The sequence below is a fragment of the Chryseobacterium formosum genome (assembly GCF_026460885.1).
Lineage (GTDB): Bacteria > Bacteroidota > Bacteroidia > Flavobacteriales > Weeksellaceae > Chryseobacterium > Chryseobacterium formosus.
Map to the genome: position 1 here is coordinate 81,394 of NZ_JAOVZW010000017.1, position 15,497 is coordinate 96,890.

Here is a 15,497-nt window from a genome sequence, read left to right on the forward strand (position 1 = left end):
TGACAAAACCACACAATACCATTTTGTGTGGTTTGGCGTTAATATTGTAAAAGATTATTTAAATTTGAATATGAAAAATTGGGCTATCTTATTGATAATTACACTCACAATACTTTCCTGTAAAAGCAGAAAAGCACTAAATCAGACTTCTTCTGAGAATGATAGCATCCAAGTGGAAAATTCAGACGATAAGAACGACCCGAAAAATGCCAAAAACATTCAGGATCGATTGACTTTTTATGAAAAAATTCTTCTTCATCCTAAATTTGAGCATGTAAAAATCAATAGTAAAATCACAGCAAGCGATCTGAGAGTAAGCCCACTTGACGCAACAATTTATATTGAAAACGATAAAAAAACATGGGCAAATATTTCTTTTTGGGGAATTAATGCTGCGAGAGCAATTATAACTCCGGAAGGAATAAAAGCTATTGATAAATACAACAAAAATTACATCGATTCCGATTTTGATTATCTAAATAATTTTCTAAACGTTAATTTCATTGATTATAAAACTTTGGAAAAACTGTTGATGGGACGTACTTTTATGCATATTACCAATAGCAACTCAAATATTGTTAAAAATAGTGAAGGATATCAGTTAACTTCAATTACCAACCAGAAAATTGTAACGGATGATGTTGTACGTGAATATAAAGTTGAAATGCAGTATACTAACGATTTTAATTTAAATTGGGTAAAATTACAAGATGTAAAATCCAATGATGCCATTGAAATCGTATATGAAAACTGGGAGACCTTCCCGAACGAAGTAAAGCTTCCTAAAAATGTTAAAATAATTATAAAAGGCTCAAAATCGAGTCAAATTTTACTGGAAAACACGAAATTTGACTTTTCGAGGATGGAAACACCCTATTCAGTTCCAGCCAATTATAAGAAAATTGATATTAAATGATTAAAAAAATTAGCTTTTTATTAGGCATTTTACTGTTCGGTTTACAATATGGTCAACAAAACAAAGAACAGTTACAAAAGCAAAATGCTGATCTAAAAAAACAGATATCACAGATAAATTCAGATTTGGCTAAAACCAGAAACGAATCAAAATTATCTTTATCATATTTAAATAACGTTAATAAAAAACTAGCGCTCAGAGAAAAAGTTTTTAATAATACACAGAAAGAAAAAAGATTTATAGAAGACGAAATCTATCTGCGTCAGCTTGAAATAAACAAACAAAATCGTGAACTTGCTGTCTTAAGAAAAAACTATGCGCAGGTTTTGGTGAATGCCTATAAAAACAAAGGTGTACAAAATAAAGTAACTTTTATTCTTTCATCAAAAAGTTTAGGTGAAGCATTACGAAGAGTTCAGTATTTGAAGCAATATTCAGATTATCAGGATAAAAAAGCAGCAGAAATAACGACTGCAGCAGTTCAGCTTAAAAAATCTGTTGATCAGAAGAAGAGATCAGCTATGGAAAAAGAAAATTTACTTGTTAATCAGAAAAAAGATTTAACGACAATAAATGTTGAGCGTGAACAGAAAGAGCAGTTGGTTACAGAATTCAAAAAGAATGAGTCTAAGCTTACTGCCGATTTAAAGCAAAAACAATCTCAGTCTAAAGCTTTAGAAGGACAAATCAGAGCAATTATTGCAGAAGAAATAAGAATTGCCAAAGCAGAAGAAGAAAGCAGAAGAAAGGCTGAAGCAGAAAAAATTCGTTTAGCTAAAATAGCAGCAGAAAGAGAAAAAGCAAGGATTGATGCTGAAGCAAAAGCTCGTGCAGAAGCTTTAGAAAGAGAAAGAAAACTAGCTGAAGCAGAAGTAAAAAAAGCAAATGAATTAGCCGCAAAAAGAGCAGAAGAAGAAAGGAAAAGAAATGAGGATGCTGCAAGAAGTGAGGCAAGCGCAAAAGATGAAGCAAGAAAAATAGCTGCTAAAAAAGCTTCTGAAGATGCAACGACAAAAGCAAAAGAAGCGTCTGAAAAACTAAGAGAAGCAAGAGAAGCAGAAGCAGCTTTAGTAAAGAAAAAAGATGAAGACAAAAAAGCTGCAGAAACTAAAGCGATGACCAATTACGGAGTTTCGGCTCCAGCTGCAGGAAGTAATTTCGTTTCCAACAAAGGAAGAATTTCTATGCCTGCTCAAGGAACAATTACCCATAGATTTGGTAAACAACAGCATCCTGTCTTTAAAAATATTTGGGAGGAAAACAACGGAATAAAAATATCTGTAGCAAAAGGAACTTCGGCAAGAGCAGTTTTTCCTGGAACAGTTTCTCAGGTGATTCCTTCCGCAGACGGTACCAAAACCGTAATGATAAAGCATGGTGATTATTTTACCATTTATTCAAATCTTAGTAGCAATACTGTTTCAAAGAACCAACAGGTTTCTGCGGGAACAGTTGTAGGAGCAGTTGCACAGGATTTTGATGGAAGCTATACTCTTGATTTCCAGATTTGGAACGGAAGTCAGGCTGTCGATCCTCTTAGTTGGGTTTCGTATTAAAAAAAGATTAACTTTACAAAAAATTTAGAAATGAATACACTAACAATATTATCATTATCATGGCAACACATCCTTATTGTTGCTATCATCCTTTTATTGCTTTTCGGAGGTAAAAAAATCCCCGAATTGATGAGAGGTATGGGTTCTGGAATTAAAGAATTTAAAGATGCTATCAAAGAAGAAGACAAACCAGGTTCTAAAACCGAAAACAATTCTTCAAATAATACAAACAGCAACTTATAATTCTCAATTTCAATGAATTTTACTGATACTGCTTGGAAAATCTTCAACCAATCTATTGAAGATTATCATGTATTAGACAGCGTAGAAACTTCTGTAAAAAACCCGTTTGAAAGTGACACTTTGGAACGTATTTTGTATGCTAAAAACTGGATTGATACCGTTCAATGGCATTTGGAAGATATAATTAGAGATGAAAATATAGATCCTGTAGAGGCTCTTCAGCTAAAAAGAACAATAGATTCTTCAAATCAGAAAAGAACTGATTTGGTAGAATTTATAGACAGTTGGTTTTTAGATAAATATAAAAATATTACTCCAAAATCTGATGCTAAAATAAATACTGAAACTCCAGCTTGGGCTGTTGACAGGTTATCTATTTTAGCATTAAAGGTTTATCACATGTCGTTAGAAGCAAACAGAGAATCTGCTTCTGAAGAGCACCGTTTAAATTGCCAGGCAAAATTAAATGTACTGCTTACTCAGAAAGAAGATTTATCTACTTCTATTATTCAATTGCTTACAGATATTGAAAACGGTGATGTTAAGATGAAAGTGTACAAACAGATGAAGATGTACAATGATGAAAGTCTTAACCCAATCCTTTATCAAAAGGAGCAAAAATGAAACGACTATTTTTTCTTGGAATACTTTTAATAATCACATCTTCCTGCGCTACCGAAAAACTGAATATGTCGCCTCTGTCAAACAGTTTTTCAAGTGATGCAAAAACAGAATCTGATAACAAAAGTATAAGCATTAATATTACAGAAAATGTTAATGCATCAGAAATTACCAATCTGATTTCTACTTTCCCAAAGTTTTCAAATACAGCCTTGAATGAAGAAGTGAGCAACTTAAAGTACACTCTTCAAAACTATCTTTATGCGATAGAATCCGGGAATAAATCAGGAAAAAATAAAACCATCCGAAATCTAGAAAAATCTTACAAAAGTATTCAGAAACTTAGAAAATATCTTAAAAAAGATGAAGACGAAGTTTTGAACAGATATTTGGTAAGACTAAAAACAAACGTTACCGTAATAGAAGATTCTGTCAACGGAAAAAAATAAACAAAATTCAATGATTAAAATTCAGGCGGAAGCTAATGTTCCTACAGAGCACGGTAATTTCCGAATGATTGCTTTTTCGGAAGACGAAAATGATTGGATGCCGCACATGGCAATAGTTGCTGAAAACACAGATTTATCACAACCTGTCAATGTACGTTTTCATTCTGAATGTATTACCGGAGAAGTTTTTCATTCTAAAAAATGTGAATGTGGACAACAGCTTGATGCAGCAATGAAATATATGCACGAAAATGGTGGATTAGTTATTTATCTACGTCAGGAAGGCAGAAATATAGGGATCATCAATAAACTTAAAGCTTACTCTTTACAAGAAAAAGGCTTTGATACAGTTCAGGCAAATTTAGAATTGGGTCTACCTGCAGATGACAGAAATTTTGGTGTCGCTATCGAGATTTTAAACCAACTTAAAATTGAAGACATCAATCTTTTAACCAACAATCCTGATAAAGTAAGATTTGTACAGGAAAGTAATGTTAATTTAAACTCAAGAATTCCTCTGCAAATTCCGGCAAATGAAAACAGCAAAGGATATCTTCAGACAAAAAAAGACTTTTTTGGTCATTTTTTAGACGATCAGAAATAAGTTTTACAGACAATAAAAAATCAAAAGCTCCGAAAAATTAATTCCGGAGCTTTCTTTATTATAAAAATTTGAAAAGATTTCTTAGTTTACCTTTGTTAGAGAAACATTTGAATCATTAAGATTAAAATATTTCACAACAGCTTTATAATCATTGTAATCTACAGTGTTTGCATTTTTCCCTGCAACCGTTGGAATCAATACAACTCTAAACATTTGATTATTCAAATAAGAATTTGTTTCTGTTACTGTCATTTGAGTAGATTGATTAAAATTCGCTTTTGATGTAATTTCAACATCTACCGTTGTAAAATCAAAATTATAATCTAACTCTCTGTTCGCTGGAAAAGAAACATTGTTATCCAAATAATATGTTTTAGGAATCAACTGCCAAACTGCATTTGTACCTGACCCAGATCCTACATTTCTATATACCAAAACAACATCCGTAACAGGAATACCAATTGGCACAGTTAAAGTAAAATTATTTGATGAGTTTAAATTTCCCGTAAAGTCTTTCATTTGAGGGTATTCATACTGTTGAGTATTATCAACTACTACATCGTCATTATTATCGCAGCTGTAAGTAAATAAACTCACGAAAGCCAGCATTAGAATTGGAAAAAATTTTCTCATTATTTAAATTTTATATTATTATTAAACATGCCGAATCAAAACATATACCAAAAACTGAAAAAACTTTAGTAATCATCTTTTTTTTAATCGTATTTTTGTTCATATTCAAAAAATCATGAAGAAATTAGTTTTTAATTTTCTCTTAATTATAGCTTTTTCAACTTCTCATATTAAGGCACAATATCAGCCTAAAGACATCTCAAGAGCTGATATTAAGAAAGCCAATCAATGGGTAGATCAAACTTACAACAGTCTTTCTCAAGACGAAAAACTCGGTCAGTTATTTATTGTTGCATTATATACTAATAAAGATGACAACCATATCAATCAAGTGAGAAATATTGTCACAAATGACAAAATTGGCGGACTAATTTTGATGCAGGATGATGCAGCGAGAGAAATTAATCTTGTAAATGAATTCCAGCAAAAATCTAAAGTTCCTTTAATGATTGGGATGGATGCAGAATGGGGAATTTATCAAAGAATCAATACCGCTCATAAATTTCCCTGGGCAATGACTTTGGGAGCTATTCAGGATAAAGATTTAATTTATAAGATGGCTGCAAAAATTGCGGAAGACTGCAAAAGAATGGGAATCAACTGGGATTTTGCACCGGTTGTAGATGTAAATACCAATCCAAACAATCCGATTATAGGAAATAGAAGTTTCGGTTCGGAAGTTTCTAATGTAACACAATCTGCTTTACATTATGCAAATGGTTTACAAGACAACAATATTCTTGCGGCAATCAAACATTTTCCCGGACATGGTGACACCAATACAGATTCACATTTAGATCTCCCTGTAGTTTCCCACAGTTTGGAAAGATTAAACAAAATAGAAATCGCTCCTTTTAAAGCTCTGATGAATAAAGGAATTGGCGGGGTAATGGTTGCACATTTATATGTTCCAAGTCTGGAATCAGGGAAAGGAATTCCTGCTTCTGTTTCCAAAAAAATTGTGACCGATTTATTAAAAGATAAACTGGGCTACAAAGGTTTAATTATTACTGACGCTCTTAACATGGGCGCTGTTGCCAACAAATACAAACCCGGAGAACTGGATGCTTTAGCTTTCAAAGCAGGAAATGACATTATGCTTTTCTCACAAGGTGTTGCAGAAGGTAAAAAACTCATCCAAAATGCAATTGATAAAGGTGAAATTTCACAAGATCGAGTTGAAGAAAGTGTAAAAAAGATTCTTTTAACTAAATATTATTTAGGGTTAAATCAATACATCTCTAAAAATCCTGAAAATGTTAATAAAGACATCAATAATGAGTCTCATTCAAAGCTGATTCAAAACCTATATGCAAATGCATTAACATTATTAAAAGATGAGAAAAAACTGCTTCCTTTAAATCCCAACACAACGTATTATTACGTTCCGTTGGAGGAGGCACCTTATCAGACTTTTGCAAATCAATTAAATTTAAATTCAAAAGTGATTGTAAAAAGAGCTTCTGAAATTAGTTCAATTCCCGCAAATTCTACAGTGATTGTTGGTTTTCATAAAGACAATTCTACAGCATATAAACCTTACAAAATTTCAGCAGAATCAAAAAAAGTATTGACTGATTTAACTAAAAGTCAAAATGTAATTCTGAATATTTTTGGAAGCGCGTATGCATTGAAAGATATTGATATTTCTAAAGTTTCCACAGTTTTGGTTTCTTATGAAAATAATGATGACTCAATGACAGCAACTGCAAATGCGTTGAACGGAAAAACTAAAATTTCGGGAAGACTACCCGTTTTAGTCAACGATAAATTAAAACCAGGGATGGGAATCGATTTGAAAGTTTCCCACACAAAATAAATTGACATCAAATAAAAAATAAGAGATGAAAATAGGCATACTTTGCTACCCAACATACGGCGGAAGCGGAATCGTGGCAACAGAACTCGGAATGTCTTTGGCAAACAAAGGCTATGAAGTACACTTCATCAGTTCGGCACTTCCGGCGAGATTAGATATTACCAATCCTAATATTTTCTTCCACAAGGTCAATGTTCAGACCTATCCACTTTTCCAGTATCAACCTTATGATATTGCGCTAAGTTCGATGATTTACCGTGTTGTGAATCTCTATAAATTAGATTTACTTCATGCTCATTACGCCATTCCTTATGCTTATGCAGCTTTTACAGCAAAGCAAATGTTGAAGGAAGACAACAACGATATTCCTTTGGTGACAACACTTCACGGAACAGACATTACTTTGGTAGGGCAACATCCGAGTTACAAACATGCGGTAGAGTTTTCGATTAATCAATCAGACGCTATTACTTCGGTTTCTGAAAGTCTGAAAAAAGATACACTTCAGTTTTTCAATATTAAAAAAGAGATTCAGGTCATTACCAATTTTATTGATAATTCTGAATTTGACGAGCTTAATGAATGTCAGCGAACACAATTTGCCAATCCTGATGAAAAGATATTGATTCACGTTTCCAATTTACGTCCGGTAAAACGTGTAGATGAAGTTCTTCAAATCTTTAAAAACGTTGAGAAAAAGGTTAAATCTAAACTGGTAATCATTGGCGAAGGTCCCGATATGGAAAAAGTCAATCAGTTTTTGGAAGAAAATCCGGAATTGATTTCTAAAATTCGTCTTTTGGGTAAAGTGAATGATTTGTATAGAATTTTACAGCTGTCAGACGTCTTTTTACTTCCGTCTGAGCAGGAAAGTTTTGGTTTGGCAGCTTTAGAAGCGATGGCGGCAAACACTCCTGTTATCAGTTCGAATGCCGGTGGAATTCCTGAAGTAAACATTCAAGGAGAAACAGGATTCTTAGCAGAAATAGGTAATGTGGAAGCAATGAGTAATTATTGCATCAAATTATTGAGCAACGAGGAACTTTTAGCTCAAATGAAAATCAATGCTAAAGAACAGGCAATAAGATTTGATTTAAAAAATATTCTTCCTATTTATGAAGAGATGTATAAAACTACGATTGAGAATTTTAAAGGAGAGCTTACCAAAGTTTAAGCTTATTTGAAATACATTATAAAATCAGGGCAATTGCTCTGATTTTTTTTCTAAATTAAGTTTTAAAAGTTTATCTTTAAGATTATTACTTTAAGCACGATGAAGTACTTTAATCTAATTTTATTAGCATTTCTATTATCAGTTATTTCAAGTTGTAATAAACAGAAAAGTGAATTTCGTTACATTAATCTCTATACAACTACAATCGTAGCAGTAAAATGTGAGAATTTAAGAAAATCTTCTAATCTTAAAACCATTCAATTATCTGATATTGAAACCAATAAATTAATAGAAATTTTTTCGACATTAGAACCTATAAAAGAATACAGTAGAATTGATTCTCGTCTATTTGGATTTTTTTATCAAGATTCCGAAAAAATAAATATATGTATGAGCATAAACATAATTGAGATTAACGGAAAACAGTACTCAGTAAACAGCGAATTAAGAGATTACATGATGCATCTTACAGAAAAAAAATAATGAATTTGGAAGATTAAATTCATTGTAACCATATTCAAATTTTTCCGTAAATTAGTTGTTACACAAATACACAACTGATGAACGAAAAACTCCTTCAATATCTTTGGAACTTCAAAGTATTCACCAGCTTTAATTTTACCGACACAGACGGAAATCCTGTTGAAATTATAGATTTCGGGAAATGGAATACCGATTCAGGACCTGATTTTTTGATGGCCAAAATCAAAATCAAAAATATTATTCTTGCCGGAAATATTGAACTGCATGTAAAATCTTCCGACTGGATTTTCCATCAACACTCAAAAGATCCCGCTTATCAAAACATAATTCTTCATGTAGTTTTTCAGAATGATATTGACATCAAAGAATTCATAGAACAAAATATTCCTACACTGGAATTAAAAGATAATATCGATAAAAATATTTTTCAGAAATACGAAAACCTATTAAAAGAAAGTCAGTTTATTCCGTGTGAGAAAATTTTTAGCACTAAGAAAATTCCGATTACCTTTCACGAAGAAAATTTATTGAAAAAACTTGAGGAAAAGTCTTTAGAAATAGAATCTGATTTACTGAGAAGCAAAAACAATTATGAAGCAGTTTTATTTCATCATCTCGCCTACTCTTTTGGTCTAAAAGTAAATGCTTTCATCTTCAAGCAAATTGCCGAAAGCATCAATTTCAATACAATTATTAAAATTCAACAGAACAAAACTCAACTTGAAGCATTATTTTTTGGAATTTCCGGTTGGCTTGAAAAGCCACAAGACGAACAAATTCAATTATGGAAAAGAGAATTCGATTTCATTAAAGCCAAATATAATCTTCCCGATATTAAAATTTACCCTAAGTTTCTGAGATTACGACCGCCAAACTTTCCCACAATTCGTTTATCGCAATTTGCAGATTTGTATTTTCAGCATCAAAATTTATTTTCAAAGATTATTTCAGCACAAAATGCGAATGAATTAGTTGAAATTTTTAAAGATATAAAAGCTTCAGAATATTGGGATAACCATTTTAATTTTGGTAAAATATCACCTGTAAATCAACCAAAAATTTTAACGAAAGATTTCATTGAATTGGTTATTTTAAATACTATTCTTCCAATAAAATACACTTACCATAAACATCAGAATGAAAATATCAATGACGAAATTCTAACTTTTTATTGGGAAATTCAAGCAGAAAAAAATTCAGTTATTAATGAATGGAAAAATTTAGGTCTAAAAATTAAAAACTCAATGGAAAGTCAGAGCCTTATTTATCATTTTAAAAACTATTGTGAAGCAAAAAATTGCTTAAATTGCGGTATCGGATTTAAAATTTTAAAAGAATCTTAAAAAATGTTTGATAATCTACGTCACAAAATGGAACGCGAATGGTTTGGTGTACTCACAAGAATGGGCGCTAAACTGGGAATTCCTGTTTCTAAACTGAGAGTATTCTTTATTTATTCAACTTTTGCGACGGCAGGATTTTTCTTTTTAATTTATCTTGGTCTGGCTTTCACGCTTTGGATTAAAGATATTTTCATCACAAGAAGACCAAGCGTTTTCGACCTTTAATCATGGAATTTTTACAGATTACTTCGCCCGATGATTATCGTGTGCAACAGATTTTCAATTCTTATACAACATCTTTTCCTGAGGATGAAAGAAGAGATTGGTATAAATTTATAAAGTTATTTGAGCATCCAAAAGTGAAAGTAATTTCTGTTTTGAATGATTCTGAAAATATTGGTTACCTCGTCATTTGGGAATTGACAAATCATGTTTTTGTAGAACATTTCGAAGTTTTCTCTGAATTCAGAAATCAAAAATTAGGTTCTCATATTACTGATTATTTATTTAAAAATCATCCAAGAATTATTTTGGAAATAGAACCTGAACATCTGAACGAAGATTCTAAACGACGTTTTTCATTTTACCAGCGAAACGGCTTTAATCTGATTGATGAAATGTACGTACAGCCAAGCTATGGAGAAGGTAAAAAGAGTCTTCAACTATGGCTTCTTGCCAACTATTTCCCTGAAAATTTAGAGGAAGTTAAGGATGAAATTTATGATATTGTTTATCATTAAAATATTCGACTAAGTTAAATCAAGGATGCATTAAGTTTTTATTCTTTTGATTTGGAGTTTTCTTTAAGCCGATCAACGAAAACAGGAAGTATTTCTTCAAGGTTAAAAATTACTCTTGAAATATTTTTTGCTCTTACGTAAGTTCTTATTTCTGGTTTTACAGTAAAGCTAAATTCTAAAAACTCTGAAATTCTCTCAGCCGGAATACCTTCCTTTTCAAAATATTCATTATCTATTCTTTTGCGTATCCACAGAATATCACTTTGTAAATCTTCATATTTGTACCGTCTTTTCTGCCTTCTCGCTTTACCGCTTATCAAATCGTAAGTTCCCTGAACGTCTAAATTCCCTAAAGCTGCAGCCAATAAAACTCTTTTTACCTCCGCAGGAACTTCACGAGGTTTTTCACCGGTTTTAGGTTTGGGAAGACCAATAGCCTTCTGAAGTTGGTCTTTTTTGTCAATTTTAGCTCCGGTTGCAGAAACAATTTCAACTTCTTCAATCTCCTCTGGAATTCTCACTAGAACAACATTAATAGGAACTTCTGTACTGTAAACTTTTTTTGAAACTCTTTCGTAACCTTCTTTCACAAATCTTATCTCATCATTTTCGGAAGCTTCAATCGAAAATTCACCTAAAGAATTGCTGTAAACTTTCTTGTCATTAGAAATATTAACGACTAAAACTGAAACCAAAACCATGTCGTTTTCGCTCATCGTTTTGCCCGAAACTTTCTGCTGACAAAAAAAATGTACTGCAGTACAAAAGAAAAATACTACAAGAATTTTTCTCATCTTTGGTGTTTTATTTTTGTGTTTGTGGAGCTCGGTAAGAAGAAATTCTCATCAAAACAGAATTTTGAAACCTCATCAAATCGCCATCACTTACAAAGCCGTATTTCAAGATTTTCTGTCTTTCAAATCCACCTGCAAGAACATATTTGATAAAATGATTGATAAATGGTTTTTCGATTTTTAAATCTGCAAAATATTGATCTCCCAGAGCGTAAGCAAGATAATTTTCAAAATCAAGATCATCCCATTTATTTTTTACTTTACCCACAGAGAAACCTTGACCTTTCGGCTGAACAAATTGTCCTGGTCTTGCCGCTAAAATTCTCGGGTCAGATTTTTGTTTGAGATAAGCATTAATCTCTGCTTTTAGTTTTTGAACTTTTGCAGGTTGATTCAACGCTTTAGAATCAATTTTCAGATCTCCGCTCAAGCCTTTTTTTATTTCTACTTCAGCAATTAATTGAGCCGCTCTGGTCAACTGAACATTCATCGGTGATTCCAGATTTTCTTTCGAAACCTTTCTGTCAATTCTATCATATCCACTTTTGAAAAAGCGAAGTATATCGCCTTCTCTCCCGGAAACCATAAAATGACCGTCTCTATTGGAAAGAACCTGTTCGTTAGTTCGCATATTGATCACGGTCACACCCGGAACTTCAGTAAGATCTTCAGAAGAAATCTTCCCAAAAATGTAACTTTGAGCATTGATTTGGACGAAGAAAATGAATGACAGGATAAAAAGTAGTTTAAATTTCACGAATTATTGTTTTATTCAACAAAACTAAAGTTATTTTTTAATTCAATCATAAGTTTAACCAGACTTAACGTGATTTAGTATTTTTTTTGAATTTTAAGCTCAAAACTGTTAAAATATAGGCTCGAATTTGTTAAATTTTCAACTAAATTTTATTTAAATTGCACAAAATCTTCCGCTAAAATGTCAAACTCTTATACTGTAATCAATGCATCGGCTGGTTCGGGCAAAACTTACGCTCTTGTACAGAGACTTTTGATGATTTGTTTGAGATATCCGAATCAACAATCGTCAATAAGAAATATTTTGGCATTGACATTTACCAACAAGGCGGCTAACGAAATGAAAGAAAGAATTCTTTCTTGGCTCAATAAGTTTACAGCGGAAAATTATCTTGAAAATAATGATTTAAAAAACATTCAAAAAGCTTTCGAAGCAGAAGGTTTAAAAATTACAATTGACGAACTTCATTATCGTTCGAAAAAACTTTTAGATTATATTCTTCATAATTATTCAACCTTAAATATCGGGACAATTGACCGCTTCAATTCACGATTGGTAAGAAGCTTTTCTTATGAATTGGGTTTGGCTAAAAATTTTAATCTTGAAATTGATGCAGAACCATTTTTAATTGAAGCTGTTGATAAAATGCTTGACCAAATTGGAGAAAACGAGAATATTTCCAATTCGTTTATGGATTATGTGGATTACAGTCTTGAGAATAATGAGCGAATTAATCTGAATAAAAATCTTTACGATTCTGCGAAAGAATTTGTAAAAGATATTCATTACGAGCATCTGAAAGACAACAAAGAATTTGATGATGCTAATTATGAAGACATTAAGAATACTCTAAGAAAAGAAATTACCGCAAACAAAAAGCAATCACTAGAACTTGCTTTGAGCTCGATTGAATTATTCAAGTCAAGAAATATTGAGATTGATGATTTTGCACAGGGAAAAAATGGACTTGGCGGATTCTTCCCAAAAGTTGTTGATTTTTATCAGAAGAAAAGACCTGGGTTTCCTTTTCCCAGTTCCACCGAAGAATCTGTTGTTGAAAAGTACCGAAAAGGTGCCGCTGCAAAATCAAAACACAAAGACGCAGAAATTTCAGAGATTCTGGAACAACTTCTTGAAAACAGAATGAAACTGATTCTTTTATTCATCGAAACTCAGAAAAAAGAGAAAATACATTCCGCTTTATTGCCTTTAAAAGTAAATAAAGATATTCAAGATGAACTAAGAAAAATTGAAGAAGAAAATGATTTGGTTTTACTTTCAAAATTCAATATTCTGATTAATGAAAATCTTAAAAATGAGCCTTCTGCTTTTATTTATGAAAAAGTAGGTTCACAGTTTCAGCATTATTTCTTTGATGAATTTCAGGATACTTCAGAGTTACAATGGCAGAATTTTGTTCCGTTGAGAGATCACAGTATTTCGACAGAAAACACTTCATTTACTTTGGTTGGAGATCCGAAACAAAGTATTTACCGTTTTCGTGGCGGTGAAAGTAAATTAATGTTGGACATTATCAACAAGAAAGAATTTTCACCCAAACAAGCGGAATTATTAGTTCTAAAAGACAATTGGCGAAGTGCAAAAAATATCGTACAATTTAATAACGAACTGTATCATTTCCACTCATTAAATCTTGAAAAAAAACATCAACATATTTTCGGAGTTGACGGAGAACAAAATCCTAAAGCGAATATTGAAGGGCGTGTAAAAATAAATCTTATTGAAAATTTAACCAATGAAGATTTTTACAATGATGTTTCCGAGAAAATGCAGAAAGATATTCAGGAATCTCTCGATAACGGATTCAGATTTTCTGACATTACCATTCTTTGCCGTGGAAACTTCGATATTTTCTCTTATTCGCAAAAATTAGGAAATTTGAAAGTCAATTACAATGGTGAAGAAACAAATATCAAAACGATTTCCGACAAAGGTTTAACCTTAGAATTATCAAACACTTTGCAAGCTGTTGTGGAGTTTTTGAAGTGGGAAACCAATCCTAAAAACAAACCTCATCTAATTATGATGATGTTTTACCTCAATAGACTCGGAAGAATCAATATGCCGGATTTCACTTTAGGAATGAAAGAAATTCTGGCTTTGGAACAACATGAAGAAATCATTCAGTTTATTGAAGAAAAATATAACATTAAGTTGAAACAGGATCGTTTCCCTAAATTTAATCTTTATAATTTCATTGAATATTATATCAACGAATTTTCGATTGAAAACAAAGAAACCGACTTCCTGCTCAACTTTTTAGAAATGCTTTTCAATTTCACCCAAAACGCAGGAGCAAGTACAAAAGAATTTTTGAAATATTGGGATGAAGAAGCTTCAACTTACACCATTCAGGCTTCTGAAAATATTGATGCTATTCAGATTATGACTATTCATAAGGCAAAAGGTCTTGAATTTCCGATTGTTTTTATTCCGATGATGAATAAAAACCGTGATTCCGAATTTACCAATTGGTTTGAAAATGATGAAAAATCTGTTTTAAAATCGGTAAATATCAATCAATTCAATAAAAACCTTGAAGTTTATGATGAAGGAATTGAGAAGTTTAATCATGAAAATTCTTACAAAAATCTAGTAGACAGGCTTTGTCTTCAATATGTTGCGACAACGCGACCTGTAGAACAATTGTTTTTTTATCTTCAAAAACAAAACAAAACTTCGAATAATTTAGAAATCTTAGAGTTTGTTCAGTCTAAAAATTTACAGGATCTCGATGAATTTGATTTGTATGAAACTCATCCTGAAATGCTGAAAAAGCAAATCATTCACAAAAAACCTGAATTTAAAACCGAAAATATTCAAACTCTGAGAAATGAGCATGAAAATACAAGTTCGATAAAAATCGCTACGCCTTCAAAAAATTATCAGGTAAGAAATGAAAAAGTAAGGATCGGACTTTTCGTACACGAATTGCTTTCAAAAATCAACACCGAAAAAGATATTGATAAAGTTTTGGAGACTTATGTTTTGGAAGGACAAATTACGCTTGACGAAAAGGTAAATATTAAAGAAGATCTAAAAAAAATCATTGATCAATATACCGAGTTTTTTGATGAAAAATGGAAAGTGATTAATGAAAAAGACATCATGATTTCTGAAAGAGGAATCAGTAAAATTTATCGTCCAGACAGGATTTTGAAAGGTGATGAAGGCTACATCATCGTTGATTTCAAAACCGGAATGGAAACCGAAAAGAACGAAAAACAAATTGAAACCTACAAATCCGTTTTAGAAAATCTGGGCATGAAAGTTCTGAAAACTCAACTGATTTATATTCCATAAAATTCTAAAATTTAAAAACTAAAACAGTTTCGGGGGGGCCC

Annotated in this window: 15 protein-coding genes; 12 read left to right on the top strand and 3 right to left on the bottom strand. The window is 31.9% G+C overall.

What is annotated here, in order from left to right; translation table 11 throughout:
• The first annotated feature begins 70 nt into the window (after nt 1-70).
• Genes OF897_RS14395 through ribA form a run of 6 tightly spaced genes read left to right on the top strand, consistent with a single transcriptional unit; the run spans nt 71 to nt 4,389 of the window.
• Complete coding sequence (locus OF897_RS14395) at nt 71-916, top strand: DUF4292 domain-containing protein (protein WP_267266389.1); 846 nt, start codon at nt 71-73, stop codon at nt 914-916.
• Entirely contained in the window at nt 913-2,472 is a 1,560-nt protein-coding gene (locus OF897_RS14400) for a murein hydrolase activator EnvC family protein (RefSeq protein WP_267266390.1), read from the top strand. Before OF897_RS14395 ends, OF897_RS14400 begins: the two co-directional genes overlap by 4 nt.
• Nucleotides 2,473-2,502: 30 nt before the next feature.
• Nucleotides 2,503-2,715, top strand: a complete 213-nt coding sequence (locus OF897_RS14405) for a twin-arginine translocase TatA/TatE family subunit (RefSeq protein WP_267266391.1) — start codon at nt 2,503-2,505, stop codon at nt 2,713-2,715.
• A gap of 12 nt (nt 2,716-2,727) precedes the next feature.
• Complete coding sequence (locus OF897_RS14410) at nt 2,728-3,339, top strand: DUF4254 domain-containing protein (RefSeq protein ID WP_267266392.1); 612 nt, start codon at nt 2,728-2,730, stop codon at nt 3,337-3,339.
• Entirely contained in the window at nt 3,336-3,785 is a 450-nt protein-coding gene (locus OF897_RS14415; protein ID WP_267266393.1) for a hypothetical protein, read from the top strand. The genes OF897_RS14410 and OF897_RS14415 overlap by 4 nt, the downstream gene beginning before the upstream one ends.
• 10 nt (nt 3,786-3,795) lie before the next feature.
• Complete coding sequence (gene ribA, locus OF897_RS14420; protein WP_267266394.1) at nt 3,796-4,389, top strand: GTP cyclohydrolase II; 594 nt, start codon at nt 3,796-3,798, stop codon at nt 4,387-4,389.
• A gap of 81 nt (nt 4,390-4,470) precedes the next feature.
• Here ribA and OF897_RS14425 read toward each other — a convergent pair whose 3' ends face one another.
• Nucleotides 4,471-5,022 carry a hypothetical protein gene (locus OF897_RS14425; RefSeq protein ID WP_267266395.1) on the bottom strand — a complete coding sequence of 184 codons (552 nt, stop codon included), beginning with the start codon at nt 5,020-5,022 and terminating at the stop codon, nt 4,471-4,473.
• Nucleotides 5,023-5,137: 115 nt separating this feature from the next.
• Between OF897_RS14425 and OF897_RS14430 the strand changes: the two genes are divergently transcribed.
• The 5 genes from OF897_RS14430 (at nt 5,138) to OF897_RS14450 (ending at nt 10,581) form a co-directional block, all read left to right on the top strand.
• A complete protein-coding gene (locus OF897_RS14430) occupies nt 5,138-6,841 on the top strand; it encodes a glycoside hydrolase family 3 protein (RefSeq protein ID WP_267266396.1) in 1,704 nt (567 codons plus the stop codon).
• 25 nt (nt 6,842-6,866) lie between these two features.
• On the top strand, nt 6,867-8,015 hold the full coding sequence (bshA, locus tag OF897_RS14435) for an N-acetyl-alpha-D-glucosaminyl L-malate synthase BshA (RefSeq protein WP_267266397.1): 1,149 nt from the start codon (nt 6,867-6,869) through the stop codon (nt 8,013-8,015).
• A gap of 560 nt (nt 8,016-8,575) precedes the next feature.
• Nucleotides 8,576-9,841: a DUF2851 family protein gene (locus tag OF897_RS14440; RefSeq protein ID WP_267266398.1), complete on the top strand. Its 1,266-nt coding sequence runs from the start codon at nt 8,576-8,578 to the stop codon at nt 9,839-9,841.
• 3 nt (nt 9,842-9,844) lie between these two features.
• Complete coding sequence (locus OF897_RS14445; protein WP_034678114.1) at nt 9,845-10,066, top strand: PspC family transcriptional regulator; 222 nt, start codon at nt 9,845-9,847, stop codon at nt 10,064-10,066.
• A gap of 2 nt (nt 10,067-10,068) precedes the next feature.
• A complete protein-coding gene (locus OF897_RS14450; RefSeq protein ID WP_267266399.1) occupies nt 10,069-10,581 on the top strand; it encodes a GNAT family N-acetyltransferase in 513 nt (170 codons plus the stop codon).
• A gap of 38 nt (nt 10,582-10,619) precedes the next feature.
• Here the strand turns inward: OF897_RS14450 and OF897_RS14455 are convergent, their stop codons facing one another.
• Together OF897_RS14455 and OF897_RS14460 are read right to left on the bottom strand one after the other, a co-directional pair.
• A complete protein-coding gene (locus OF897_RS14455) occupies nt 10,620-11,375 on the bottom strand; it encodes a carboxypeptidase regulatory-like domain-containing protein (protein ID WP_267266400.1) in 756 nt (251 codons plus the stop codon).
• Between the two features lie 10 nt (nt 11,376-11,385).
• A complete protein-coding gene (locus tag OF897_RS14460; protein ID WP_267266401.1) occupies nt 11,386-12,132 on the bottom strand; it encodes a hypothetical protein in 747 nt (248 codons plus the stop codon).
• Nucleotides 12,133-12,312: 180 nt separating this feature from the next.
• Here OF897_RS14460 and OF897_RS14465 point away from each other — a divergent pair, with 180 nt between their 5' ends.
• The gene (locus OF897_RS14465) at nt 12,313-15,456 is read left to right on the top strand and encodes a UvrD-helicase domain-containing protein (protein WP_267266402.1); all 3,144 of its coding nucleotides are present in this window, start codon (nt 12,313-12,315) and stop codon (nt 15,454-15,456) included.
• The last annotated feature ends 41 nt before the right edge of the window (nt 15,457-15,497 follow it).